The sequence below is a fragment of the Mastigocoleus testarum BC008 genome (assembly GCF_001456025.1).
In the GTDB taxonomy this organism is placed as follows: domain Bacteria; phylum Cyanobacteriota; class Cyanobacteriia; order Cyanobacteriales; family Nostocaceae; genus Mastigocoleus; species Mastigocoleus testarum.
The window spans coordinates 118,015-141,260 of record NZ_LMTZ01000086.1 but is presented as its reverse complement, the minus strand read 5'-3'; the positions used below and the strand labels follow the sequence as shown (position 1 = coordinate 141,260).

The 23,246-nt window shown below is 38.2% G+C and carries 23 protein-coding genes; 17 read left to right on the top strand and 6 right to left on the bottom strand.

Annotated features, from left to right (window positions below; genetic code table 11):
* Window positions 1–118: 118 nt before the first annotated feature.
* Window positions 119–1,069 (bottom strand): aldo/keto reductase, encoded by a 951-nt coding sequence (locus BC008_RS15490; RefSeq protein WP_027843244.1) that lies wholly within the window; start codon window positions 1,067–1,069, stop codon window positions 119–121.
* 267 nt (window positions 1,070–1,336) lie between these two features.
* Here BC008_RS15490 and BC008_RS15485 point away from each other — a divergent pair, with 267 nt between their 5' ends.
* The 9 genes from BC008_RS15485 to BC008_RS15445 all read left to right on the top strand — a co-directional run bounded on the left by BC008_RS15485 (window position 1,337) and on the right by BC008_RS15445 (window position 8,973).
* Window positions 1,337–1,615 (top strand): SemiSWEET transporter, encoded by a 279-nt coding sequence (locus BC008_RS15485; protein WP_027843243.1) that lies wholly within the window; start codon window positions 1,337–1,339, stop codon window positions 1,613–1,615.
* A complete protein-coding gene (locus BC008_RS15480; RefSeq protein WP_027843242.1) occupies window positions 1,612–3,258 on the top strand; it encodes a B12-binding domain-containing radical SAM protein in 1,647 nt (548 codons plus the stop codon). Before BC008_RS15485 ends, BC008_RS15480 begins: the two co-directional genes overlap by 4 nt.
* A 69-nt stretch (window positions 3,259–3,327) precedes the next feature.
* Window positions 3,328–3,693 (top strand): gamma-glutamyltransferase, encoded by a 366-nt coding sequence (locus BC008_RS15475; protein WP_235595786.1) that lies wholly within the window; start codon window positions 3,328–3,330, stop codon window positions 3,691–3,693.
* Window positions 3,669–5,312 carry a sensor histidine kinase gene (locus BC008_RS15470; RefSeq protein ID WP_058183125.1) on the top strand — a complete coding sequence of 548 codons (1,644 nt, stop codon included), beginning with the start codon at window positions 3,669–3,671 and terminating at the stop codon, window positions 5,310–5,312. The genes BC008_RS15475 and BC008_RS15470 overlap by 25 nt, the downstream gene beginning before the upstream one ends.
* 198 nt (window positions 5,313–5,510) lie before the next feature.
* Window positions 5,511–5,777, top strand: a complete 267-nt coding sequence (locus tag BC008_RS15465; RefSeq protein WP_036265352.1) for a gamma-glutamyltransferase — start codon at window positions 5,511–5,513, stop codon at window positions 5,775–5,777.
* A 256-nt stretch (window positions 5,778–6,033) separates the two neighbouring features.
* A complete protein-coding gene (locus tag BC008_RS15460; protein WP_027846771.1) occupies window positions 6,034–6,678 on the top strand; it encodes a class I SAM-dependent methyltransferase in 645 nt (214 codons plus the stop codon).
* A 333-nt stretch (window positions 6,679–7,011) separates the two neighbouring features.
* The gene (locus BC008_RS15455) at window positions 7,012–7,200 is read left to right on the top strand and encodes a CPXCG motif-containing cysteine-rich protein (RefSeq protein ID WP_058183129.1); all 189 of its coding nucleotides are present in this window, start codon (window positions 7,012–7,014) and stop codon (window positions 7,198–7,200) included.
* A 29-nt stretch (window positions 7,201–7,229) separates the two neighbouring features.
* A complete protein-coding gene (locus BC008_RS15450; protein WP_027846772.1) occupies window positions 7,230–7,679 on the top strand; it encodes an SRPBCC family protein in 450 nt (149 codons plus the stop codon).
* A gap of 538 nt (window positions 7,680–8,217) precedes the next feature.
* Window positions 8,218–8,973: a hypothetical protein gene (locus BC008_RS15445; RefSeq protein ID WP_058183131.1), complete on the top strand. Its 756-nt coding sequence runs from the start codon at window positions 8,218–8,220 to the stop codon at window positions 8,971–8,973.
* Between the two features lie 443 nt (window positions 8,974–9,416).
* On the opposite strand, the gene BC008_RS15440 is transcribed toward BC008_RS15445, so the two are convergent.
* Window positions 9,417–10,331, bottom strand: a complete 915-nt coding sequence (locus tag BC008_RS15440) for an alpha/beta fold hydrolase (protein ID WP_027842500.1) — start codon at window positions 10,329–10,331, stop codon at window positions 9,417–9,419.
* 592 nt (window positions 10,332–10,923) lie between these two features.
* On the opposite strand from BC008_RS15440, the gene infC reads away from it, so the two are divergent.
* From infC to BC008_RS15425, 3 genes are all read left to right on the top strand, one after another.
* Window positions 10,924–11,457 (top strand): translation initiation factor IF-3, encoded by a 534-nt coding sequence (gene infC, locus BC008_RS15435; protein ID WP_027842501.1) that lies wholly within the window; start codon window positions 10,924–10,926, stop codon window positions 11,455–11,457.
* Between the two features lie 422 nt (window positions 11,458–11,879).
* A complete protein-coding gene (locus BC008_RS15430; protein ID WP_027842502.1) occupies window positions 11,880–14,915 on the top strand; it encodes an MFS transporter in 3,036 nt (1,011 codons plus the stop codon).
* A 273-nt stretch (window positions 14,916–15,188) separates the two neighbouring features.
* Window positions 15,189–15,629: a Crp/Fnr family transcriptional regulator gene (locus BC008_RS15425; protein WP_027842503.1), complete on the top strand. Its 441-nt coding sequence runs from the start codon at window positions 15,189–15,191 to the stop codon at window positions 15,627–15,629.
* Window positions 15,630–15,648: 19 nt separating this feature from the next.
* Here BC008_RS15425 and BC008_RS15420 read toward each other — a convergent pair whose 3' ends face one another.
* Window positions 15,649–16,077, bottom strand: coding sequence for a GFA family protein (locus tag BC008_RS15420; protein ID WP_063800735.1), 429 nt, complete (start codon window positions 16,075–16,077; stop codon window positions 15,649–15,651).
* 400 nt (window positions 16,078–16,477) lie between these two features.
* Between BC008_RS15420 and BC008_RS15415 the strand changes: the two genes are divergently transcribed.
* The 4 genes from BC008_RS15415 to BC008_RS15400 all read left to right on the top strand — a co-directional run bounded on the left by BC008_RS15415 (window position 16,478) and on the right by BC008_RS15400 (window position 18,998).
* On the top strand, window positions 16,478–16,873 hold the full coding sequence (locus BC008_RS15415; RefSeq protein WP_027842504.1) for a hypothetical protein: 396 nt from the start codon (window positions 16,478–16,480) through the stop codon (window positions 16,871–16,873).
* Between the two features lie 22 nt (window positions 16,874–16,895).
* Entirely contained in the window at window positions 16,896–17,282 is a 387-nt protein-coding gene (locus BC008_RS15410) for a hypothetical protein (RefSeq protein WP_058183135.1), read from the top strand.
* Between the two features lie 4 nt (window positions 17,283–17,286).
* Window positions 17,287–17,655 carry an HNH endonuclease gene (locus BC008_RS15405; RefSeq protein ID WP_058183137.1) on the top strand — a complete coding sequence of 123 codons (369 nt, stop codon included), beginning with the start codon at window positions 17,287–17,289 and terminating at the stop codon, window positions 17,653–17,655.
* Window positions 17,656–17,792: 137 nt separating this feature from the next.
* Complete coding sequence (locus BC008_RS15400) at window positions 17,793–18,998, top strand: CsgG/HfaB family protein (RefSeq protein ID WP_027842506.1); 1,206 nt, start codon at window positions 17,793–17,795, stop codon at window positions 18,996–18,998.
* Between the two features lie 35 nt (window positions 18,999–19,033).
* Here BC008_RS15400 and BC008_RS49505 read toward each other — a convergent pair whose 3' ends face one another.
* Complete coding sequence (locus BC008_RS49505) at window positions 19,034–19,207, bottom strand: hypothetical protein (RefSeq protein ID WP_161938068.1); 174 nt, start codon at window positions 19,205–19,207, stop codon at window positions 19,034–19,036.
* A 310-nt stretch (window positions 19,208–19,517) separates the two neighbouring features.
* On the opposite strand from BC008_RS49505, the gene BC008_RS50525 reads away from it, so the two are divergent.
* The gene (locus BC008_RS50525) at window positions 19,518–19,673 is read left to right on the top strand and encodes a hypothetical protein (RefSeq protein WP_201026075.1); all 156 of its coding nucleotides are present in this window, start codon (window positions 19,518–19,520) and stop codon (window positions 19,671–19,673) included.
* Between the two features lie 232 nt (window positions 19,674–19,905).
* Here the strand turns inward: BC008_RS50525 and BC008_RS15395 are convergent, their stop codons facing one another.
* On the bottom strand, window positions 19,906–21,525 hold the full coding sequence (locus BC008_RS15395) for a cobyrinate a,c-diamide synthase (protein ID WP_027842507.1): 1,620 nt from the start codon (window positions 21,523–21,525) through the stop codon (window positions 19,906–19,908).
* 128 nt (window positions 21,526–21,653) lie between these two features.
* On the bottom strand, window positions 21,654–23,012 hold the full coding sequence (gene opcA / locus BC008_RS15390) for a glucose-6-phosphate dehydrogenase assembly protein OpcA (protein ID WP_027842508.1): 1,359 nt from the start codon (window positions 23,010–23,012) through the stop codon (window positions 21,654–21,656).
* Window positions 23,013–23,246 lie beyond the last annotated feature (234 nt).

Sequence of the window (23,246 nt, the reverse complement as noted above, 5' to 3'; positions counted from 1 at the left end):
TTAGCCCAAAGTCTCGGTTTTAAGCAATTTTTATCCGAACATGAATTCTCTGTTACTTGAATCCATGTTATTTGGACTCATACTAATAACTTTTCGCTAACATCCTTTAACAAATACCTTAAACCCAAAAATTATCACCTTCACAGGTAATACCAGGGAGGCACCATTCTTTTATATCAACGTACCGGAAACGGGTATCAATTTCATTGATCGCAGACCTGGCTTTAGCTGAGAGAGTATGGGATGCAGCCGCCAAATTTTCAGCAATTCGCCCAGGATTAGCAGATTTGGGAATCACACTCGTTCCTCGGTCAATCGCCCAAGCAATTAATAACTGCGCAGGTGTTAAACCTTCTTCGGCTGCGGTAACTTTCACTATTTCATTTTCGAGAACGGGGGACTCTCCTTTATGTCTCAGAAATTTAGGGCGATCGCCAGAACCCAGTGGTGAGTAAGCAGTAAGATGTATCCCTTTGTCGCTACAGTAACTAAATAGTTCTTCCTGTGGGTTGTACGGATGCAATTCCACTTGATTAACCGCTGGAACAACGCCACTCTCTGCAATCATTTTTTCCAACTTAGAGATACTGAAGTTTGAAACCCCCACACTTTTTACAAGTCCCTGATCACGGAGCTTCAGCATTGCTTCAAATGTCTTTGATAAAGGCAAATCGGATAATGGCCAAAAATCTTCAGTACCTTCCGGCATCAATTTACCAGATCGAAAAGCAACAGGCCAATGCATTAAGTACAAGTCAACATACTCAAGACCAAGTTTAGTAAGCGTTTCCCGACAGCCTTTCTCAACGTCTTCAGGTGCATGAAAGGAGTTCCAAAGTTTAGATGTCACAAAAACTTCTTCGCGTTTAATTATGCCTTCCTTAATTGATTCACAAATTCCTCGCCCTACTTCATCCTCATTTTGGTAGATCCAAGCCCCATCAATGTGATTGTAACCAACACGAAGGGCTTCCTTAACTGCTCGATATGCATCATCTTCGCTAGACTTCCATGTACCAAGACCGAAAGCAGGTATTGCGTTTCCGTCATTAAGTGTAAATGTCTTCATAGATACTCCTTTTAATCCCTGAACTGCTATTCACATCAATAAGTTCTCGATAATTAAGTTCTCGATAATTAAGTTCTCGATAATTAAGTTCTCGATAATTAAGTTCTCGATAAAATCGCCACCGATTAAAATAGAAAAGCTACGGGTAATACCCAATATTCCAAATCACTGCTGATAAGGTATAATTACTCAAGTCAAGTATTTTTAATGATTCGTAATAATCTATTTCGGCTTCAGCCTTAGAAAAACAAATTAAATTACGGGGCGATGAATTATCTAACTGTTTTGGGGTTGTCTGCTGCGACTTTGACTACAATATCTTTTTTGCCGCAAATGGTAAAGACCTGGCAAACCAAATCAGCCAAAGATGTGTCTTACATCATGCTGATTACTTTCATTTTGGGTGTTTCCTTATGGTTGCTATATGGAATTCTTCGCCAAGATATCGCAATTGTTCTAGCCAATGCCATCACCTTAGTTTTTAACCTCACGATTTTATGGCTTAAAATAAAATACGGAAAAACTCGCCCTCGAAAATATCTGTGACAGCTTCTATATTCGCTGCTGAACGTCTTCTATTTAGTCCTGCTATTCCCGATAATGATGCAATCCCTACTATCTTTGCTTTTCCCAATGAATACACTGTGGGGATAACCAGTCTTGGGTATCAGATTGTATGGGCGACTTTAGCAATGCGTTCGGATTTACAGGTAAGTCGTTTATTTACCGATATTCACGAACATTTGCCCTTAAAGCCGGAAATACTGGGTTTTTCCATGTCTTGGGAACTGGACTACGTTAATATTTTAAATTTATTAGAAGATTTGCAGGTTCCCATCAGGGCTAAGGAGCGCAACGATAATCATCCTATAGTTTTTGGTGGCGGACCAGTACTTACAGCAAATCCCGAACCCTTCGCTGATTTTTTTGATGTAGTTTTACTGGGAGATGGGGAAAATTTACTGGGTAATTTTATTGATGCTTATAAAGAGGTAAGAAATGCACCTCGACAAACTCAATTAAAAGCATTAGCACAAGTACCAGGGATTTACGTTCCTAGTTTATATGAAGTGGTATATCGCGCTCCCGATGATGCGATCAAGTCGATTGAACCAATTTCATCAGAAGTTCCAGCTGTAGTTCAAAAACAAACCTATCGGGGAAATACACTTTCAGCATCAACGGTAGTCACAGAGAAAGCAGCCTGGGAAAATATTTTCATGGTGGAAGTGGTGAGAAGTTGTCCGGAAATGTGTCGCTTCTGTCTTGCGAGTTATTTGACTTTACCGTTTAGAACTGCGAGTATCAATGATTCTTTAATTCCAGCGATTGAAAAAGGTTTGACAGTTACTAATAGAATTGGATTGTTAGGTGCTTCAGTAACCCAACATCCAGAATTTGAAAGTTTGCTCGATCGCTTAAGTCAACCTAAATACGATGACGTTCGTTTGAGTATTGCTTCTGTCAGGACAAATACTGTCAGCGTCGAATTAGCGCAAACTTTAGCAAAAAGAGATACTCGTTCCCTGACAATTGCTGTAGAAAGTGGATCTGAAAAAGTACGCCGCATCGTTAATAAGAAACTTCAACAAGATGAGATTACTCAAGCAGCGATCAATGCTAAAGCTGGCGGACTCAAAAGTTTAAAATTATATGGAATGGTGGGAATTCCTGGAGAGGAACCCGGCGATTTAGATGCGACCGTAAGCATGATGCGCGACCTTAAAAAAGCAGCACCTGGTTTGCGTCTGACTTGGGGTTGCAGTACTTTTGTTCCCAAAGCCCATACTCCATTTCAGTGGATGGGAGTTAACCCACAAGCCCAAAAACGCTTGCAGTTTTTACAGAAGAAACTTAAACCCCAAGGAATTGATTTTCGTCCGGAAAGCTATAATTGGTCAATCATTCAGGCTTTGCTTTCTAGGGGGGATAGAAGACTATCTCACCTATTGGAATTAACCCGCGACTTTGGTGATTCTTTAGGTAGTTATAAGCGTGCATTTAAAGAATTAAAAGGAAAAATCCCTAAACTAGATTTTTACGTTCATGCTAATTGGTCAACAGAACAAGTATTACCTTGGGATCATTTGCAAGGACCATTACCTAAATCCACATTAATTAAACATTTGTCAGAAGCAACCACTCATTTTGAGCAGTCACCAGAAAAAGCTTTGGTTCGGAATGGGTAATTTTTACGCGATCGCATAGCAAACGTCATTATATTTTTTATACCAAGCTTGTTGCTTAAAGGTGGAACTGTGTACCTTGTAGCAGCTGATAGTGAGCTAATGGTATCGTTTATCCAATCTAACTACATGGGTTTTGGTAGTGGAATTTTACCTGCTCAAACTGGTATTGCATTGCAAAATAGAGGTTGCTGTTTCACCTTGGAGTCAGATCATCTCAATCAATTAGCACCTAACAAGCGCCCCTTACATACAATTATTCCTGGTTTCCTAACCCAAGATAATCAACCGATAGGACCTTTTGGTGTAATGGGTGGTTCTATACAGCCTCAGGGACCTCCACCCTACTTATCCAGGCTAGGCTCACCCAGCCCAGGTATGTCTAAACCATCATTGGGAACAATAAGGCTGATATGGAACCACCACTCAAAGTATTGAAGCAAATGGTCGCCCGTTTACTCAAGTTCTTCTCGACGAATCAACCCACTGTCCAACGTCGATTCAATCTGCTGCGTAATTTTTCGATTGTTAGCTTAAGTGGATTTGTCCTGTCCATTGGCTTACTCTCTGTGTTATATAAGGAACGGGCTATTCGTACTTTAGTAGTGTCCACCGAAGAGAGTAATGTCACCCTGACCAATGTGTTTGCCAAGAAGCTTTGGCCAGAACACGGGACGTTTCTAACCTCAACCCAAGGACTTAGCGATGAAGAACTGGCCGCAGATCCTCACACTCGCCAACTCTATGACGAACTCACCATCCAACTAGAAGACTCTCCCATCGCTAAGGTTAAGGTATTTGATCTGCAGGGGCGGACAGTGTTTTCCACTAATACCGATCAGTTGGGAGATGATAAGAGCGAATCTCCAGGTTTTTTATCTGCCAGGACTGGCCGAGTCCTCAGTCAACTGGGTCATCGCGATACCTTTAAGGCCATTCAACAAGTTCTTGAGGATCGTCACTGGCTATCCAGCTACATTCCTGTCCACGAAGACGGAAAAATTGTTGCGGTATTTGAACTGTACACCGATGTCACGCCCTTACTTCAGCGGATTGAGCGCACTCAGAAAGAAATCATGTTGGGGAGTCTGCTGATTCTGGGCCTGCTTTACCTAATTTTGAACCTATTTGTGGGGCGGGCAGATACTCTACTCAAACAGCGCACACAGGAACTGTCTGATACTCTGGAGGAACTGAAAAGCACCCAAACCACGCTAATTCATCAGGAGAAAATGTCTGGTCTGGGCGAATTGGTGGCGGGGGTTGCCCACGAGATCAACAATCCAGTCAACTTTATCTATGGCAACCTCTGTCATGTGGAAGGCTATTCTAAAACGTTACTTGAGGCTTTAGGGCTCTACGAACAGTACTATCCAGAACCCGATGCGAAGATTTGCGAACAGATGGAAATGTTGGATGTGGATTTTATAAAAGAAGATCTGGAGAAAACGCTGTCTTCTATGAAAGTCGGTACGAAACGAATTCGAGAGATTGTACTGTCACTGCGCAACTTTTCTCGTAAGGATGAGGCCGACATCAAGGCGGTGAATATCCACGAAGGAATAGAGAGTACCCTGATGATATTGCAGCATCGTCTCAAACCGCATCTACCGCGTCCGACCATCAGCATTGAGCGTAACTTTGGCAACCTACCGCTAGTGGAATGCTATGCTGGTCAGATCAATCAAGTGTTTATGAATATTCTCTCGAATGGGATTGACGCCCTGGATACCGCGTTTGAGCAGAAGACACAGGTAACTCAAAATTCACCTAAGATTACTATTACCACCGTAGCTTGCCCGGAGAGTGTTCGCATCAGCATTGCAGATAATGGGATTGGCATCCCTGAAGCAGTCAAAGCTCACATCTTCAACCCATTTTTCACTACAAAAGCCGTAGGTAAGGGCACTGGCATAGGTATGACAATCAGTCATCAGCTGATTGTTGAAAAGCACGATGGCAAGATTGAGTTTATTTCCGAAGAGGGTGTTGGTACGGAGTTCATTATTGAAATTCCTATCGTACTCGGAAAAATGCGAAATCAGTCCAGGCTTTGACCTGGGTTATTTTGTTACAAGAGTTAATACCCTTCCCAGAACTACATAGACCTTAAGGCTTGGTCATCTCAAGTTTTTGGGCATTCCATACTTTCAAAAAGAAAGATTATATTTTTGACCTCAAATAATGATACAAAATTTGCATGAAGTTTTTTCGAGCTATTTTTCACAAAGTAAACACCCTAGCCTCAGGGACATTTGCAAGTAGTTGTGAATTTGGCTGATTATGGCATGAATCCCCAAGCAGCTTTGGATGCTCCAAGATGGCGATTTATTTGTGATTCAACAGTTAAAATCGAGTCAACCTCTAGTCCTAGGATTATAAGTAAGCTACAAGAGCGGGAACACAATGTGATAGTCTCCTCCCAAGAATCATTCGGAAAGGGTCAAATTATCGCTCGACACGAGCAAACATTAATAGCTGCTAGCGAACCTCGTGCTGATGGCTTAGCGATCGCATGGTAGTAATACGAGTCGTTGGCGGATTGCAACTAAGTGAGGTAAAGTTAAAAAACTGAAAGTCAGTTATAAAGCAGATTCTACTCCTCACTCCTGTCTCCTGCTGTGCTTACGCCCCGGTCCATAAGGACATGACCTGTCCTGTTAGTAAAGCGCATAATTCTGCAATAAATCATCGCACTTACAAGTTATCTATCATAGAGAAGTCTGGACATATCTGACTTTGTATGAATTAGCTATAAGTATTTAAGAGAGGTATGCGATGAATAATTCAATTAAATTTTGGGACAAAATTGCAGAAAGCTATTCTAAACAACCCATTGCTGACGAAGAAACTTATCAGAAAAAACTGCAAGTTACACGGGAATACTTTAAGCCAGACATGGAAGTGCTGGAGTTTGGCTGTGGGACAGGATCTACCGCGATCGCTCACTCACCTTACGTTAAACATATTCGAGCAATAGATTTTTCGTCAGAAATGATTGAAATTGCCCGAAGTAAAGCTGAAGCAAACAAAATCGAAAATGTCACCTTTGAACAATCGACCATCGATGAATTAAGTGTTGGCGATAGCACCTTCGACGTGGTGTTAGGACTCAATGTTTTGCATTTACTTAAAAACAAAGAAGAAGTTATCGCCAAAGTTTACAAGATGCTCAAACCAAATGGGGTTTTCGTCACCAGTACGGTTTGTTTAGGAGATACGATGAAGTGGTTTAAGATGGTCGCGCCGATTGGAATATTTTTGGGTTTGATACCAATGGTTGTGGTTTTTACCACGAAAGAATTATTAGACAGTTTGACTGATGCTGGTTTTACGATTGACTACCATTGGGAACCAAGCAAAAGCGTAAACAGAGGGTTATTTAAATTAAAAGGGGTGTTTATTGTGGCGAAGAAATCTTAGTAGGATTAAATGCTTCACGAATTCGGAATCTTAATTTAAAGCAATATCAACCTCTACAACATCTCCATCTGTCCTGTTAGCGCAAGCGCGTAAGCGTAACGGATCCGCTAATTACTTATGTCCTACAGACACGTGCTTAGGCTAACGCCGACGCCATAAAAGCTCTAGCTGCGCGACCTACGGTACGCTAATAACTTGCGCTTAGCGCTATATCTTCCCAGATTGTAGTTATTGACGACTCGTCCTAAAATAAGTAATAGATATTTTATGTTTAGGCTTCTATTGCAATAACTAATGATATTTTTTTTATAATTGTTATCTCTTTATTAATTAATGCAAACAACTGCTGAGTATTATTGTGCTTATTGCGGCGAAACAAACTTAACTTTTGTCGATTTAACCGGTGGTTATCAACAATCTTATGTAGAGGATTGTCAGGTATGTTGTCGCCCCAATGTTTTGTTTCTACGGATTGATGAAGAAACCTTAGATATAGAAATCGACACTGAATATGAAGAGTAATTAAGAGTTGAAATAATGGAATTTGCTTAATGTTGCAATTTAAATATTCCTCGGTGATCGATGCACCGGTGGAAGTGGTTTGGAAATTTCATGAGAGGGCAGATGTATTACAGCTATTAACCCCACCTTGGCAACCCGTACAGGTAATTCGCCGAGAGGGGGGATTAGCAACAGGTGCAGTTACAGAATTTCGTCTGTATCTGGGACCCTTACCTTTAACTTGGTTAGCGCGTCATACCGAGTGTGAACCACATAAATCGTTTACCGACCAACAAATTTCTGGACCTTTTGAACATTGGACTCATCAGCATAAATTTGAATCAGAAGATGGAAAAACAAGATTAACAGATGAGATTTGTTTTGCAATGCCAGGTGGCGAACCAGTAGAATTTGTCAGTGGTTGGCTGGTACAAATGCAGCTTGATGCGATGTTTCGTTACCGCCATGAAGTAACAAAAAAAGAATGTGAATCAAAGTAAAGGATATTACTTAACCAAAATCTTATTTTCAAATTATTTTCTGTAAAGAGTAGATGATTACCTCAGATATTTGTTGTCTGGGGTTATTTTCATATTTATACTTACCAAATAAGATATCCCTCAATAAAAATACCGACGTGAAAATACCAAGTTAGAAATACCAAGTTAGAAATACCAAATTAGAAATACCAAATTAGAAATACTGGGTTGAAAATATCAGGTTGAAAATACCGATATACCGATAAATATAGGAATCATATTTGATTTTGTTGGCGGCTCCGAAGGTAGGGTAGCTATAAGCTTGTACTTCGATCAAAAAAGACATTCTTTTGTCCACCTAACACACCCTTATACATTAATGTGACATGGCGGTGCGTTACGGCGTGGAAATAACGGCAACCAAAAAAGAAATTCTTTTGCGCGCCTAACATACCCTACAAATAACTAATTTTCTATGCCCAGAGGGTACGCTTTGCTAACAATAATCAACCGGTTTCCTATCGTTAACTATCTTGACAAGAGATGGTGACATTTTTACATGTCAAAACTGGAAAAAATGATTTTATTAAAACAGAATTTAAGTTATAAAAAAGTATTTAACATTATACTTTTAAGTTCATTTTATATACTGTCGTTAGCAGCTTCAAGTGTATTAGCGAAAGAAATTAAAAAACCACGAGAAAAACCGATTTTTAGCCAAAATATTTGTCCTAAAGCTAATCTACTGCCAATACGTAGTTTTGAAACGCAAAAATACCGGGTATATATTTGCAGGGGAGATCGGCGACATCGTCTGGGGTATTATGTTCGGATTCCCAAAATTGGAGGTAAATTTACTACTCCCGTAACAGCAAGAAGAGGTGAAACTTACATTGCACAACGTGAGGAAGCGAAATATTCTGTGAATCCCTACGAAATGTTAGCAATCAAAGCAAATCGTGTGGTCCTTCAAGAAGAAGTTAAATACGCTGTTAGTGCTGATGGTAAACCTTTAAAAAAAGGATGTCCCCAAGGTCAAAAGACTTTTGTCAAAGCTGAAACTAAAAGTTTTATTACTTATATTTGTGGTGATAGTATTCCAAGTAGTTACATTGCTGTTCTCAGAAGTGGTATTGTCATTAACCTTCCTTTGAAAAGTTACAAGCACTCAGAAAAATCACATATTAGCAATAGTAAGTATTTAGCAAATCAAGGAAATATTAGTTATGTCCTCACTCGAAAAGCTCTAAGAATTTATCAGTCTGGAAGAATCACGATCAAAGAAAAAATACTTAAGTGGAAAAGTAAGGAGTAATAAGTAAGGAGTAATAAGTAATAAGTAATAAGTAAGGAGTAATAAGTAAAAATTTAGTGCAACTGTAGGATTGTAGGATTATCAGGAAAGGCAGAAGTTTGTACGCACTGCGTGAACGTAGGCAGAAGGCAGTTAGCGTAGCGTTGCGTTAGCAATAGGTCTAGAGCCTGCGGCGTCGGCTGAAGCCTCTGTCGTAGAGCTTCTGGCGACCGCAGGGAGCAAGGGTTTAAGACCCCACCAAAATTTCCATTTTGGTGGCTTGCAATTGGTAGTGGGTCGGTTAGCGCAGCGTGACCGCAGGTCTAGCCCCTACCATATTCTTCTGCCCTCTGCCCTCTCTCTGCCTTCTTCACTAAGGTCTTGCAGGGTACGACGGCGTATAGTAGTGAATTGTGGGTAATGGGTAATGAGTTGTTAGTATTTGGTGATTATAAACGACAAACTTAATCCAAATATTTATCAATCCATCCCAAAATTTCTTTATTTACTCGTTCGGGACATTCATCATGTGGACAATGTCCAACACCTTCTAAGTAAATAACCTGTAACTTATTGTTACATTTAGCGAATCCTTCTGCCGATTTTACAGGAAAGAATCTATCTTGTTTGCCCCAAATTAACAGCATGGGAATAGATAAGGTAGGCAAAATTTCCTTGATGTTGGGACTATAATTGGGACTAACTGAAGACCTTACTAGGGCTAGAAGAGCTCCAGGAGAACCTCTATCTTGAGGAGGTGTAGCATAAATTTCTACTAGTTCATCAGTGACCGTCTTCGGATTAACGTAAGCTTGGTTAAGTCCGTAACGTATAAACCCACTTTTACGTATGAAGTAGAAAAAGGGTTTAATTAACAAAGGTAAAGCGATAGAAGCAACAATATTTTTCACAAATCCCACTGCTGGGTAGAGAAATGCAGGGGTTTGTTCTTTTTCTAGTGACGGATCCGCAAGATTCGTCATCGCTAATCCTTTCACCATTTCCGGATAAGTAGCAGCAGCAGTAAGGGAAATTAGGGAACCGATGGAGTGACCTACTAAAATTACTGGTTGACCAACAAATGTTTCCCAAAAGTCGTGGACTTGATTTACCCACAAGTCCACGCTGTAATTAGCTGTAGCTTTTTCTGAAGCTCCAAAACACAATATGTCTAAGGCGTAAACTGTATGAGATGCACTAAATACTTCTAAATTATGTCGCCAATTCGCAATAGAACCGGCAAAGCCGTGCAGAAAAATTATGGGAGGTTTTTGACTTGTTTGAACTGCGCGGATATATGTGTAGCGAATCCTCCAACCCCGCCATATCCAATCTCTCTGGTTACCTAATCTTTGTTGTAAGTTAGCTGTGGGGTTCAAACTTACCTCCTATTGCTACATAATGAAAATATAAGTCAATATAAGCTTCATATCGAATAAATTAACCTGAAAAATACCCACAAGGGGATAATTGCGTTAAACTAATTGTGTATCCTAAGTTTTATCTTTTAGGCTGTTACAAACTTGTATGCTATCTTAATAACTATTATATTTTAAGTCTTACTCATATTTTGGGTACTAATATTTTAGGTACTAATTCCGATTTTCACTTTAGAGTAATCTATTTAGAAAATCATATTTAAAAAATAATAAATATTTTCAGGGAGTCAATACCATGTAGTCCTATCTTAGCAAACAGTATAAATGCGTAATTTTTGCTGTAGCAAATAGAAAAGTAGATGTTACGATAATTAAAGTTTGCAACACTTATGTAATTTAGATTAACTATTGGATAGAAATTCTCTGAGTGTGAGTAGAATGACAGATAAGGTCAGGAAATTACTTTTTAGATTAGTTATCCTAGAAGTACATGTTTCAATATTAGACCTCAGTTATTTCAAAATGATTTATCTGAGATACGTTACTCAAGCCCAAGCCAAACCCTTAACATAACAGCTCCCACAATTCATATATGCCTGTGATAGAGAAAAGAAGAAGTCGAGATCTGCCACAAATTAACGAACGAATTCGCTTTCCGAAAATTCGGTTGATTGATACTGATGGTGCTCAGTTGGGGATTATGCCCCCTCAAGAAGCATTAAGACTAGCAGAAGAAAAAGAGCTAGACTTGGTATTGCTTTCTGATAAAGCTGACCCACCAGTTTGTCGGATAATGGACTATGGGAAATTCAAGTTTGAGCAAGAGAAAAAGGCGAGAGAGGCTCGTAAAAAGCAGCATACAGCTGATGTTAAAGAAGTAAAGATGCGCTACAAAATAGAACCACACGATTACCAAGTACGTGTGAGACAAGCAGAGCGCTTTCTTAAAGATGGCGATAAAGTAAAAGCTACTGTAATGTTCCGCGGTCGAGAAATTCAACATAGCGATATGGCAGAAGTTTTACTCAAGCGAATGGCAAATGATTTAGAAGGTCTTGCCGAAATTCAGCAAGCGCCAAAAAAAGAAGGTCGAAATATGATGATGCTTCTGTCTCCTAAGAAATAATCTGTAAAGAAGTTAGAGTGAGATTTCTTAAGTGACGAGTTCTTAAATAAAACAAAGAGCAGAGCCAAAAGTCACTGCTGAATTTTCTATAACTTAAAAATCTTTAATTTTGAAGTCTTGATAAGACTTATTAAGATTTTTATCCTCTATCTTTTAATAGTCTATTTCATTAATTTTGACACACTGACGTATCAGAGTCTACCGTATCAGCTTAGGCTCTGGTACGTTCTTGATTTTTTAAGTTCAAAGTTTGTCAGGTAACTTCAAATTTTTTAACTTCAAACTTTGTAAGGTCACATATAAAACTCAAATGTAAAACTTATTGTTCGAGAAGCGATAGTCCCGAGTGCTGAGTGGGAAAACTAATACTCAGTTGCTCGGGACTTCTTATTGTTTATATTTCAGTAACTTATTGGGAGGTTATGGAACTGAAAAATCATTCGCTTACTCCAAAAACAGGTATTTTGCCACGAATATTACAGTTAATCAATCTCCGACCGGAAGAAAGCGATCGCACTTGGCTGATGTTTGCTTTTTACACCACAACTTGTATTGGGTTGCGCTGGTCCGAAGATACTACTGTTGCGCTATTTTTAGATAAATATAATGCTGATTCCTTACCGTGGATTTATATTGCTAGTGCAGTAACTGGAGCGGTATTAGTTTTCTGCTATTCCTGGTTGCAAAAGATATTTTCCTTGCGTTGGGTAGTAATAGGGACTGTACCCTGTATGTTTGCGGTTTTATTTTTACTGCGTCAGGGTTTAGAAGTTTCATATGCTGCAGTTATTACTATATTTTTATTGCGGTTATGGGTTGATGCATCTTATGTTCTCAATGACCTTAATACTTCGATCGCCGCGAATCAGCTATTCAATATTCAGGAAATAAAACGTGCTTACCCACTTGTAAGTAGTGGAATTTTAGTTGCTGATATTCTTGGTGGTTTTAGTTTACCTTTACTGCTAATATTTGTTGGCTTAGATGGAGTCATCTTTCCCTTTGCAAGTATCTTAATCGTTGTGGGTGCGGTGATTCTTTTTTATCTAACTCATAACTATCGCTATGCTTTCCCTAGCGTTCCAAATAGATTAGTTTCCAAAGTTCAAAGTTCTTCTGGGCGTCGTCTTTCTACTCCTTTAAGGCATTATGCATTATTATTATTTGCTTTTTTCGGACTGCTACAAGTTATTGGTATATTTATTGATTTTCAGTATCTTGCCCAATTAAAGTCAAATTATAACGAAAAGGATATTGCTAGCTTTCTGGGATTATTTGGTGGTGTCGCTGGTATCTGTGAGTTATTGGTACAACTATTCCTTTCCAGTCGCATTCTTCAGCGTTTTGGAGTCTTTGTAACTATTGCTTTACTACCAATTACAGTGGCAATTTTTGCATTCTCTTTAGTAATTTTATTATCTTTAACATCGGCAACACCCCAACTACCTATTTTTTGGGGAATGGTATTTTTGAAATTCCTTGATGAGCTTCTACGCTATACCTTTGTTCTCAGCAGTGGTCCATTATTATTTCAACCGATTCCAGATAAAGTACGTACAAAAATCCAAGCTTTAGCTAGTGGTGTTGCTGAAGCATTTGGTGCAGGTGCAGCAGGGGCATTGATTTTAATCACTTTGTGGTTAGTGACACAGGCTATACCCCAAAGTAAAACAGTTATTTTGATAGAAACTATTATCATTGCACTTATTTGTTTAGTTGTAATTTGGGTATTGCGATCGCATTATGTAAGTTTGTTGGTCTTTAGTGCGGGAAAAAAACAACTAAAGGGTACAGATATTGATTTACGTTCTTTCAAACAAGCAGTTATCAAAGCTTTAAAAGAAAATACTGCTTCCGGAGATCGAAGTTCTTGTATTGAACTCTTATCGGAACTCGACCCCCAAGGAGCAGAAGCAGTTTTAGCTCCACTATTAATAGATTTACCCCCAGATTTGCAACAACTGAGTTTAGAAAAAATGTTGCAAAGAGGTGCAAACCCTACATACTTAACCCAAGTCGGACAACTGCTAAATGAAGAAACTATCAATAACATTACTCCCGAAGTTTCTGCACTAGCTATTCGTTATGTTTATTTAGCTGAATCTCACCCCGACTTAAGGAAACTTGAGGAATACTTACACGGGAAACAACATTCAATTGTCCGTGCAACAGCAGCTGCATTACTTTTACGTCAAGGGACACCAATCCAACAATTAGCAGCAACCAGAACTTTGCGCTGGATGTTAACTCACAAACAGGAACGCGAACGGACAAATGCTGTTAAAGCTTTACGAGAAGCTGTTTATTTACAAGTTTTACGGATTTATATTCCATCTTTATTGCAGGATAAATCATTGCGAGTGCGCTGTGCTGTATTGGAAATGATTGCTGCAAATCGTTTAGAAGAATACTACGGAACATTAATTAGTGGACTTCACTACAAGTCAACTCGAAATACAGCAATGACCGCTTTAGTACAGTTAGAAAACGAAGTACTAGAACCACTATTTCAACTTGCAACTAATCTATCGAAACCCCAAACAGTAAGGATGTTTGCTTGGCGAACAATCGGTCAAATTTCGACTTTGGAAGCAAGTGATACTATTTGGCAATATTTAGGAAAATCTAAAGGTACAACTAGAGACAATATTCTTCGAACCCTATTAAAAATCCATCAACAATCGGGAAATACTATTTTAGTAGATAAGTTTCAGGAAATTAAAATTAAAACATTTATCCATGAAGAGTTACAATTTTTAGGTGAAATTTATGCGACATATATAGATTTAAAAATTCAAGGTAAAGTCTATGCTAATTACGTTGATTTTAAGAGTCAGCCTTTATTTTATAATAATCAATTAAGCGATAAAATAATCGCCAGAGGGGAATTACTACAAAGAGCAATATTAAATTTAGAAATTGATGTCAAAGAACGAATATTAAGATTATTAAAATTACTTTACCCGATAGATAAAATTCAGGCTGCCACTATTAATATTCGTTCCCAATCATTAGCTAATTTAGCACGGGGTTTAGAAATTTTAGACCATACGGTTACTCTTCGTTCTAAACCTATATTATTAAATATTTTAGATAGATATCCTCCCGAAGAAAAGCTACAAAATCTTGTAGAAAACGGCATAATCGAATATCAACAGATGATAATCCGCGAGCGCATTCACAAATTACTATTAATGGAAGAATTTCTTTCAGATTGGTGTTTAGCTTGCTGTTTCCATTTTGCTGAAGTAGCGCGTATCAGCTTAGAGATATCTCATATTTTGAGGGGGCTAAAACATTCTACAGGTTTTGTCAGAGAAGCATCAATTGCTTATTTAAGTATTGTTTCTCCTCGGGTTTTAGTTAGTATATTACCTCAAGTAAAAAATGACCCTCATCCATTAGTTGTGGGTCATATCGATAATTTTATTTCTAAAAATGGAGTAAATGAAAAGTAATAAGTAATAAGTAACAAGTAATGAGTTTTATTTTTGTAATACTACGTAATAAATTTAAGGAATTAGTAAACTCTATTGGTCGTAGACGCCCCTAAAGCTATGATTTGTAAGTTTTTATCCGTAAGGACGCGGTTTGTTTTGTTCGCATTTTAACGCAGCAAGCTGTTCGCGCACTGTGTGCGGATGAACGCGTAGTGCGTTCTCAGCATGTCCGCAGAACATATTTTGAATTTTGACCTTTGAATTTTGACTTGCGCGTAGCGCTATATTCCCATGCTAACCAGTGTTGACCGTTTATTATTTGTTCGTCGAGTTCCAATTTTTAAAGAGTTAAGAGATGATTTTCTGGTGCGTTTAGCATCGGTGATGGATGAGTTATCTTTTCCATCTAATTACACTATTTTCCGACAAGGAGAAGAAGGAAGGTCTCTTTATATTGTGATTTCTGGTAAAGTTAAAGCCCATTTGGGAAATCGTAAATTAGCAGAATTTGTACAGGGAGAATCTTTTGGTGAAATGGCGGTTTTTGATTCTCAACCCCGTTCTGCTTCCGCTACGACTTTAGAAGTTACCGAATGTTTGGAGTTAACCCAAGAACAACTTTATGATGCGATTGAAGAAACTCCGGAAATTGCTGTGAATATTATTGGTATTCTTTCTCGACGCATTCGGGAGTTAAATCAGAATTTAAATATTATTGGGGTGAAGAATTAGTTGTGAGTCTAGAGACTTTTTATTGACTGTTTCCACTTCGATACTCTGGGTCGGGAATGACATTGTCTTGGTAACGGGGAAGTGAGTCAGAAAGTTGAAACCAACTAAGTTGATTATCTGTAAAAACATGAACTTTAGGTTCTACAAGTTCGGGATTGTCTAAAGTACCCAAATTAATTTCAATATCATCGGATACTTTGTTTCGGTAGAACAGTTGCGAACCACAAGTCGGACAAAAACCCCGAATTCCGTTTTCAGAAGAAGCATATTCAGTAGGTGTACCTTTAACCAACCGAAAATATGGCGCTTTTACAACACCCCAAACTAAAACAGGTGCACCACTGAGTTTGCGACACATTGAACAATGACAGTATCCGGAATCAAAGACTTCATCAACTTCATAGCGTATGCTCTTACACAAGCAACCACCTGTTAGTTTTTGTCTCATCACATGGACTCCAAATAAAGCGCTATTTTTAGCTTAACGAAGCACTTTAAGTATAGAATTCAAGCTTTTTATTCCTCAGCTCATCGGATTTATCTGAGAAGAAAAATTATAGAAGAAATCCCGGAATTGGTTAGAAAACATATGTAGCAAAATAAGGTGTCAACTGCATTATGCTTGTTGGTCTTTTGCTGCTCGAGTACTTAAAATATTTCACTTAATGAAGCCATAATTGACTAAGAGTAAAGATTGCTCAGAAAAATAATTTAAAGATAAATAAATTACATCAGAACACTTGTCCTAATTAACAAGTGCAAGCTAATCAGCTAAAAAGAAGTAAGACTACCTAGTATTTTTCAGCTTTTAAAAAAGTAATTACCGCTCGCAACAGCCCACCAGAACTATGACCACCAAAAAAGAAGCTATTGAATATGCCAAAAAATTTAACTGGACTGCAGCAGATGCTAAGAGAGCATTTGCTAATCTAAACTTGGAAGAAGCATCAGAACAAGATATTTTGATGGCATTGGTTACATTTGCAGGCTCAGAACTATTAGAGCGACAACGTTTGCAAGCAGCACAAAAAGGTCAAGTCACTAAGAAAAATAACTACATTAAACAAGTTGAGCAGGACTTTGCAACTAAAATCGACCAATACGAAGAAACCCTGAAAAAAGAGCGTAGTTTATTTGTCAGTACGATCGCCAAAGTCTACCAATTTGCTCAACGCTTTGGACTCTCTGACCCCTGGATTGAAACTTTGCTATCTCAATATAATAAGTACCAAGATGCAGCATAGTTAAACGCATCAGATAAAAATTATGAACGCCGATAAGACCACTACCCGCAAACAATTACAAGGGTATGGCGCAAGTCGTTACCTAGCGTATTCTCTTACTAAAAATTTAACTTCAGTGACAAAACAAGGTAGAGCTTATGCTTACCTCCTCAGGGATGTGATTGTTTCGATTCGGAAATATAAAAACCGCCCTCGCATTAAACCAACAACTAGCCAGACCCTGGAAATTATTCTGCGATCGCTGCTGGAACGATTAGGTAATGTCACAGAAGTTCCTTTCACCCGTGGTACAGACACCGAAATGAGCGAAATAGCCAAACAACTTATTCAAGCTATGTCTGATACTGATAGCGTTTTAGCCGAACTCAAAGCTACCGCTGCGACCATCAAAGCAAAGTACAGTAGTTAATCAAGTGTCAGATTATTCTTTTGAGCAATTGGTAAGACAATTATTTGAAGCTACTAAGCAGGTTGATATAGCTTTAGATGAACTTAAAAGCGCTGCTGCTAGTATTGAAGAGAAATACGAACCACGTACAGAATTTAACCGCTGGCGTAAATCTCATGAAGGAAAACTCTGGAAACAGCAACAATATAAGATTCAGAAAGGACTTTGTGCTATTTGTCGCCAGCCAATTGAATTTAAAGGCTCTCATATTGACCACAAACAGCCGTTGAGCAAGTATCCTCAATTAGCTTTAGAGCCAAAAAATCTGAGAATTACCTGTCCGGACTGCAACGTATCCAAAGGTAGTAAATATACTAATTACAACTTGGGGTAATTCTTTTCATTGTATTAATCTAACTTTTTTGAGAGGTTTCCTATTCTCTGGGTTAGGGACTTTATAAGCTTTATCTTCTAATATAACTATATGTAAATTATTTTATTTATATTCTTTCTCGGCAAATTCGGGAATTAATGAAAAATTACTATTTTTTTCGCCGTTTCACCTTAGCTATTATCACTTCATTATTTACTTTAAGTTTTGAGATTACTAGTGTAGATTCTGTTAATGCTCAAGACAGTGAAGTAACTTCAAATACTCAAGAACAAGATTGTTCTATTCCTCCTCGATTCGCAGCAGGAAAACTTAGAATTGCAGTTGCTGATTTTAAATTTAGTGCTACAGCTCTAAACCTAAATAATGATAAAAATTTTTATGACTATCAAGACGAAGTAACAAGAATTAGTGACATCATAGCCAGTTACTTAGCTAGAGACAATAATTTTACAGTAGTTGAAAGAACTCAAATGAAAGAACTTTATGAGGAGGGAAAATTATGTAAAATTCGTCAAAAATTTGGTGTCGAAGCTATAATTATTGGATCTATAACTCAATTTAATATTACTAAGAGGAAATCTGGGGGAGGATTTCTTGGTTTTGGTAAGGCAACTACTAACAAAAATGCTGATGTTGAATTGAATGTCAGGATTATTAATACTGCTACAAGTGAAATAGTCAATACCTTTGTAGAAGTTGGTAATAGTAATTACTCAGAAAGTAATTTAGAAGTACCTAGAGTAAGTGTAGAAGTTAGAAATGATAATGATTATACAAATAAAATAACTCGCGATGATGATTATTCCAGGAATATTTCCGATAAAACAGGTACGGAATTCGTATTAAAATTAAATACTAGTGATAAAGAGAAAATTAGTTATTCTTCAACGGAAAATGAAGACATTTTGATTAATTCAGCAACGAAGAAAGCTATCGATGGAATTGTTACGATATTAAACGCAAATTATCACAAATTTGTATCTGATATAAGAAAAGTAGATAGTAATTATACTCGCGTTGCTGGTATTTTCGGAAAAAATTATGTTGTCCTCAATCATGGGAAATCATATGGTTATAAGAAAGGAATGAAGTTTGTAATCAAAGAAATAACTAAAAAAATTGTAGATCCACAAACTAAAGAAGTTATTCGTATATTTACCTTACCTATTGCTCATATTGAACTTATTGATGTGGACAGTAAGTCGAGTCTTGCTAAGATTCTTCCTAATAATACAAGCCAGATTATCTGGAGTGAGGAAATTAGAAAGCAAATTGAGCAAGGAAATATTATTGCTAAGCCTATTAACTATATAGATTTCTTCCCTAAGGATAGGAAATTATGAGATAACATCGCCTCCTGTACTAAATCTTGGGCGAGTTATTGATTTCTCAACATATTCAAAGCAATACCTTTAGCCATTGATTGGTAATGTTTAATCAAACAGCTAAATACTTTTTTATCGCCGAAACGCGCTCTGCTAACTAGCTCTGTATCTGTTATGTTCTCATTGTTATTCGCTTTCACCACATCACTGTTATTCGCTTTCACCACAACTGTTACTTTCGACGCTGCTAATTGATAGTGGGGGAAGAGATAAAAAAGGTTACTTTTTTATTTAATTCTGCATAAGTCTAGTACTCGCGATCGCAATTTCAATACTTGAAAATATGAAAATCGAACAAACTGGTAAATTAATTTTCGCAATGCTATGAGCTAAACCCAAACACCCTATTAGAAGACTTAGTAGAAATTGTGGAAACTACTACCTCAGACCAGTGTTACTCTAATGCTTTTAGTTGATTGATTTTCTCTGAAAAAGAATTAATTTAAGAACAGCAATTAACACAAGGAAAGCAATTAAATGAGCTACCAAACAACATTAGGATGGTCGCTACTAAGTTCTGGAATGACTACGCTTTTACTGAAGGTTCTTCCTGGTGACTCTCTTTGGTGGGGAGTCTCTCTACTAATCTTTGGGGCTATTGCTCTTTTTATACGCAAAGGTGTGACTGAATAAAGATAATAATTATTTACTGTTTTGTAGTGTAAATACTTAAAGAGCCAAGCTAACTAGTTTTGAATCTGTTCTGCTTCTAATCCGGGATTTATTACAATTTTGTATTTAACAGTACATTTTGAAACTCTGGTTTAATTTGGCTCCTAGCTGGAAAATAGTTGCAAAAGTACTCAAGATGTCAGACCTGCGTTTGAATCTTGGCTGTGAGATTAGATAAGGATAACAGTGGCGTTCAAATAAACATCGAATTAAAACAACATTCTAAAAATCTTTGGGGGATTTCCGGAGTCGCTCCCCAATGTAAGTGAACGTAAGATGCATGAAGATTTGCTGGAAAAACCCACCCCTCGTCACCTGTAAATTCTTCCAAATCGTACCGATAAGTTTGCCACAAAGATTTTTCGGGACTAACTCGCAGATGAGAGCGATGAAATTCATGTCCGCAAACAACTTTACCTTTAGATACTAAAATAGTGTCTTGCAAAGCTACAGCTCGACGATATCCCAAACTTAAACGTTTATCCATCACAGTTGTAGTTGGTAACGCTCCCACCATCGACCAAGATTGACCTGCAAAATCAATAATTTGTTCGCATAGATACATCAATCCCCCACATTCGGCAATTGTTGGTATTCCCGAAAAAATAGCTGTTTTAACAGATAAAAGAACATCAACATTTGCTGCGAGCTGTGAAGCGAAAACTTCCGGGAAACCACCCCCGAAATACATTCCCTGAATATTTTTAGGTAATTCAGTATCTTGTAACGGACTCCAGAAAACTAATTCTGCACCAAATTCCTCAAGTAATTCAATATTTTCTTGGTAGTAAAAATTAAAAGCTTTGTCCCAAGCGATTGCAACGCGCGGGGCGTTCTCAGCGTGCGTTGTGTTCAGCTTGCTGCGTTCAAACGCAATTTTGATTGGAGGATTGTTAAAAGCCCGCGCCTTAGGTTGATGTGGTAACTGGTAATCGGTAATTGGTAATTGGTCAAAAACAAAATCTTCTGTTTTTTGTTCCCCCTTCTCCCTGGTCCCTTCTCCCTGCTCTCTTCTCCCTGTTCCCTTTCCTATTACCCGTTCCCCGTTACCTACCTCTAAAAGTGGTAATAATCTTTGCCAATCAAAGCAAGTTTCTCCCAAAAGAACAAGTTTTTCAATTAAAGTATCCATTTGGGGAAGTTCTGATGTAGGTATTAAACCCAGATGGCGATCAGGAATTGCGATGTTATCCTGTCTTCTTAGTATTCCAAAAATGGGAATTTGTAGCGGTTCGAGAGCATTTTTGAGTAAAGATAAGTGGCGATCGCTACCAACTCTATTTAAAATTAATCCGGCAATTTTTATACTTGGGTCAAAGCTGCAGTAACCGTAAACGATCGCCGCCACAGAACCAGATAAACGACTGCAATCAATTACTAAAACTACGGGTAAATTTAGTAACTTAGCAATGTGGGCAGTACTAGCGAAGGATATGAATATTGGGGATTTGGTAAAAACCTCTTCCTTATTACCACTGTACCCTTCCTCCCCTATTTCATTAATTTTTTTGGAAAAAGGAGTTATTCGACCCACTCCATCAAATAAACCCATTACACCTTCAACCAAGGCATAATTGACATCTTGAATATGACGAGCAAAACACTGTTTTACATATGTTTCTGAAGTTAATATTGGGTCTAAATTACGACAAGCACGTCCCGTCACATATTTGTGAAACATGGGGTCAATGTAGTCAGGACCGACCTTGAAAGATTGCACTTTGTTGTAGCGTTTGCATAAAAACGCCAACAGGGTGAGCGTAATTGTTGTTTTGCCCACCCCGCTACGTTCTCCTGCAATAATTAAGGCCATAAGTCAGAAAATTAGGAATTATAAGTTATGAATCATGAATTATAAAACTTACTGATGTTTTTACCCACAATTCATTATTTTTTAACTTTTCACTCCCAACTAATGGCTTATTGATTGGTGACTTGTGACTACGAATTTGCCAGTTTAAGCATTTTGACTGTAAGTGCAAGGCTTTCTTCAAATAGCGCCTCACGACCCCAACGTTGCACTTGCTTGGAAAGCAGGGATTCTGCTTTTTGTTCTGAAAGTGAAGTTACCTGCTGGAATACACCGGTAGATTGGGCACCACCTTGGGTTTCCATACGCATACAACCGCCAGTTTCAGAGCAAATTAATGTACCGCAATTTGCCTTTGGATTAGTAGAATCCAGACGAATAGCAATTAAGTCCCCGACAATATCACCAATATCAGCGACAGGAACCCCTGCTAGCTCAGCTTCTATCGGTCTTTGGTCAGGTGCTAGTAGCTTGACTTTTGTAATGTTATAGTCACCTAATTCTTTTTGATAAGCAACAGGACGCCAGTTTAAGCGACTTGCTAACCAACCTAAAAATAGTAGGGCTTGGGTAGGATTACCTTTTTCGTAATCAATGTTCACTTTATCAATTTCTGTGATAGCACCACGGCGCTGGGGTGGGTCATATGCTTCTGCTGTTAGTTCCTGCCAACCTGAAATGCGTCCCCAGTTAAGATCGGCTAAAGGAATTTCTTTTTCTACTAATTCTTGCAGACTGAGTAAGTCAGAATCTGGTTTATTAAAGTTGCAAGAATCAACAATGACGTTATCGCAAAAATCCCCGAGTCGTTTAAATAATTGGTTATTTGGATCGGGAGTTGCTTTCCACCAGAGAAACTTAGGTAAGCCACCAATCAATAATTCTGGAATCATCCCGCCAACACGTTCTAAAGCTGCTGCTGTACCTGTGATGGTAATATATTCGCAACATACTAAAGTACTTGATGATTGCTTTTGAATGGGACAATAAGCAGAAACTTGTGCCTTAACACCCGTATCTTCTCCAGCTAAAGGAATTAAGCTGATAATCCGACAAGGATTACGCAAAGCAATTTCATCAGCAATTCTGGGACTACTAGCATTAGGAGAATAAGATTCTTGACCAGAAGTGTTCTTATTTCTGTGACTTAATTCTTCACGAAGTCGTTCAAGAGTTGCTGAATTTGCCTTACCAGTACGTTCTAGTCCAAATGCTTTTTGGGCATCTCGTAGGGCGGAAATCATTTGTGGTCCGAAAATTCCGTCAATGGGACCGTTATAAAATCCTAAATTCGCCAACAAATATTGAGTTTCCTCTGGTTCGTAAACCATCAGAGTAAAGGTTGTGGCTCGTGTAGCCGCAGGTAAAGCTCCGTCTTCGCCAGCAATACCGTAACTTTGCCAAATTTGGTTAAGTTCCGTTTCAATTTCTGTTAGCGAAACATCTTTCGGAGCCTGAAGTGAAAAAACTGTAGGAGCTTGAACAGTCATAATAGGTTTGAGTTTGAGTTTGATTTTTAATTTTTGGGTTTTATTTAGAGGAGACAGGAGTCAGGAGTTGGGAGTTAGGATTTAGGAGTAAAAAGTGAGAATTCCGAAGGAATTGTCTGATTCTACTTGTACTTACGTTGCTCTAGGTTTTGTTTGGTTTGTGTCCTTATCCTGTAAGATATACAGAGCGTCCTTACAATGCTCCAAGGCAAAACCCCAGCAAAATTATTCCTC

What these genes read in the sequence shown, in the direction of transcription:
- BC008_RS15490 (WP_027843244.1), bottom strand. Translation starts at nt 1,069, where the DNA reads ATGAAGACATTTACACTTAATGACGGAAACGCAATACCTGCTTTCGGT.
- BC008_RS15485 (WP_027843243.1), top strand. Translation starts at nt 1,337, where the DNA reads ATGAATTATCTAACTGTTTTGGGGTTGTCTGCTGCGACTTTGACTACA.
- BC008_RS15470 (WP_058183125.1), top strand. Translation starts at nt 3,669, where the DNA reads ATGGAACCACCACTCAAAGTATTGAAGCAAATGGTCGCCCGTTTACTC.
- BC008_RS15460 (WP_027846771.1), top strand. Translation starts at nt 6,034, where the DNA reads ATGAATAATTCAATTAAATTTTGGGACAAAATTGCAGAAAGCTATTCT.
- BC008_RS15455 (WP_058183129.1), top strand. Translation starts at nt 7,012, where the DNA reads ATGCAAACAACTGCTGAGTATTATTGTGCTTATTGCGGCGAAACAAAC.
- BC008_RS15450 (WP_027846772.1), top strand. Translation starts at nt 7,230, where the DNA reads ATGTTGCAATTTAAATATTCCTCGGTGATCGATGCACCGGTGGAAGTG.
- BC008_RS15445 (WP_058183131.1), top strand. Translation starts at nt 8,218, where the DNA reads ATGTCAAAACTGGAAAAAATGATTTTATTAAAACAGAATTTAAGTTAT.
- infC (WP_027842501.1), top strand. Translation starts at nt 10,924, where the DNA reads ATGCCTGTGATAGAGAAAAGAAGAAGTCGAGATCTGCCACAAATTAAC.
- BC008_RS15430 (WP_027842502.1), top strand. Translation starts at nt 11,880, where the DNA reads ATGGAACTGAAAAATCATTCGCTTACTCCAAAAACAGGTATTTTGCCA.
- BC008_RS15425 (WP_027842503.1), top strand. Translation starts at nt 15,189, where the DNA reads ATGCTAACCAGTGTTGACCGTTTATTATTTGTTCGTCGAGTTCCAATT.
- BC008_RS15420 (WP_063800735.1), bottom strand. Translation starts at nt 16,077, where the DNA reads ATGAGACAAAAACTAACAGGTGGTTGCTTGTGTAAGAGCATACGCTAT.
- BC008_RS15415 (WP_027842504.1), top strand. Translation starts at nt 16,478, where the DNA reads ATGACCACCAAAAAAGAAGCTATTGAATATGCCAAAAAATTTAACTGG.
- BC008_RS15410 (WP_058183135.1), top strand. Translation starts at nt 16,896, where the DNA reads ATGAACGCCGATAAGACCACTACCCGCAAACAATTACAAGGGTATGGC.
- BC008_RS15400 (WP_027842506.1), top strand. Translation starts at nt 17,793, where the DNA reads ATGAAAAATTACTATTTTTTTCGCCGTTTCACCTTAGCTATTATCACT.
- BC008_RS50525 (WP_201026075.1), top strand. Translation starts at nt 19,518, where the DNA reads ATGAGCTACCAAACAACATTAGGATGGTCGCTACTAAGTTCTGGAATG.
- BC008_RS15395 (WP_027842507.1), bottom strand. Translation starts at nt 21,525, where the DNA reads ATGGCCTTAATTATTGCAGGAGAACGTAGCGGGGTGGGCAAAACAACA.
- opcA (WP_027842508.1), bottom strand. Translation starts at nt 23,012, where the DNA reads ATGACTGTTCAAGCTCCTACAGTTTTTTCACTTCAGGCTCCGAAAGAT.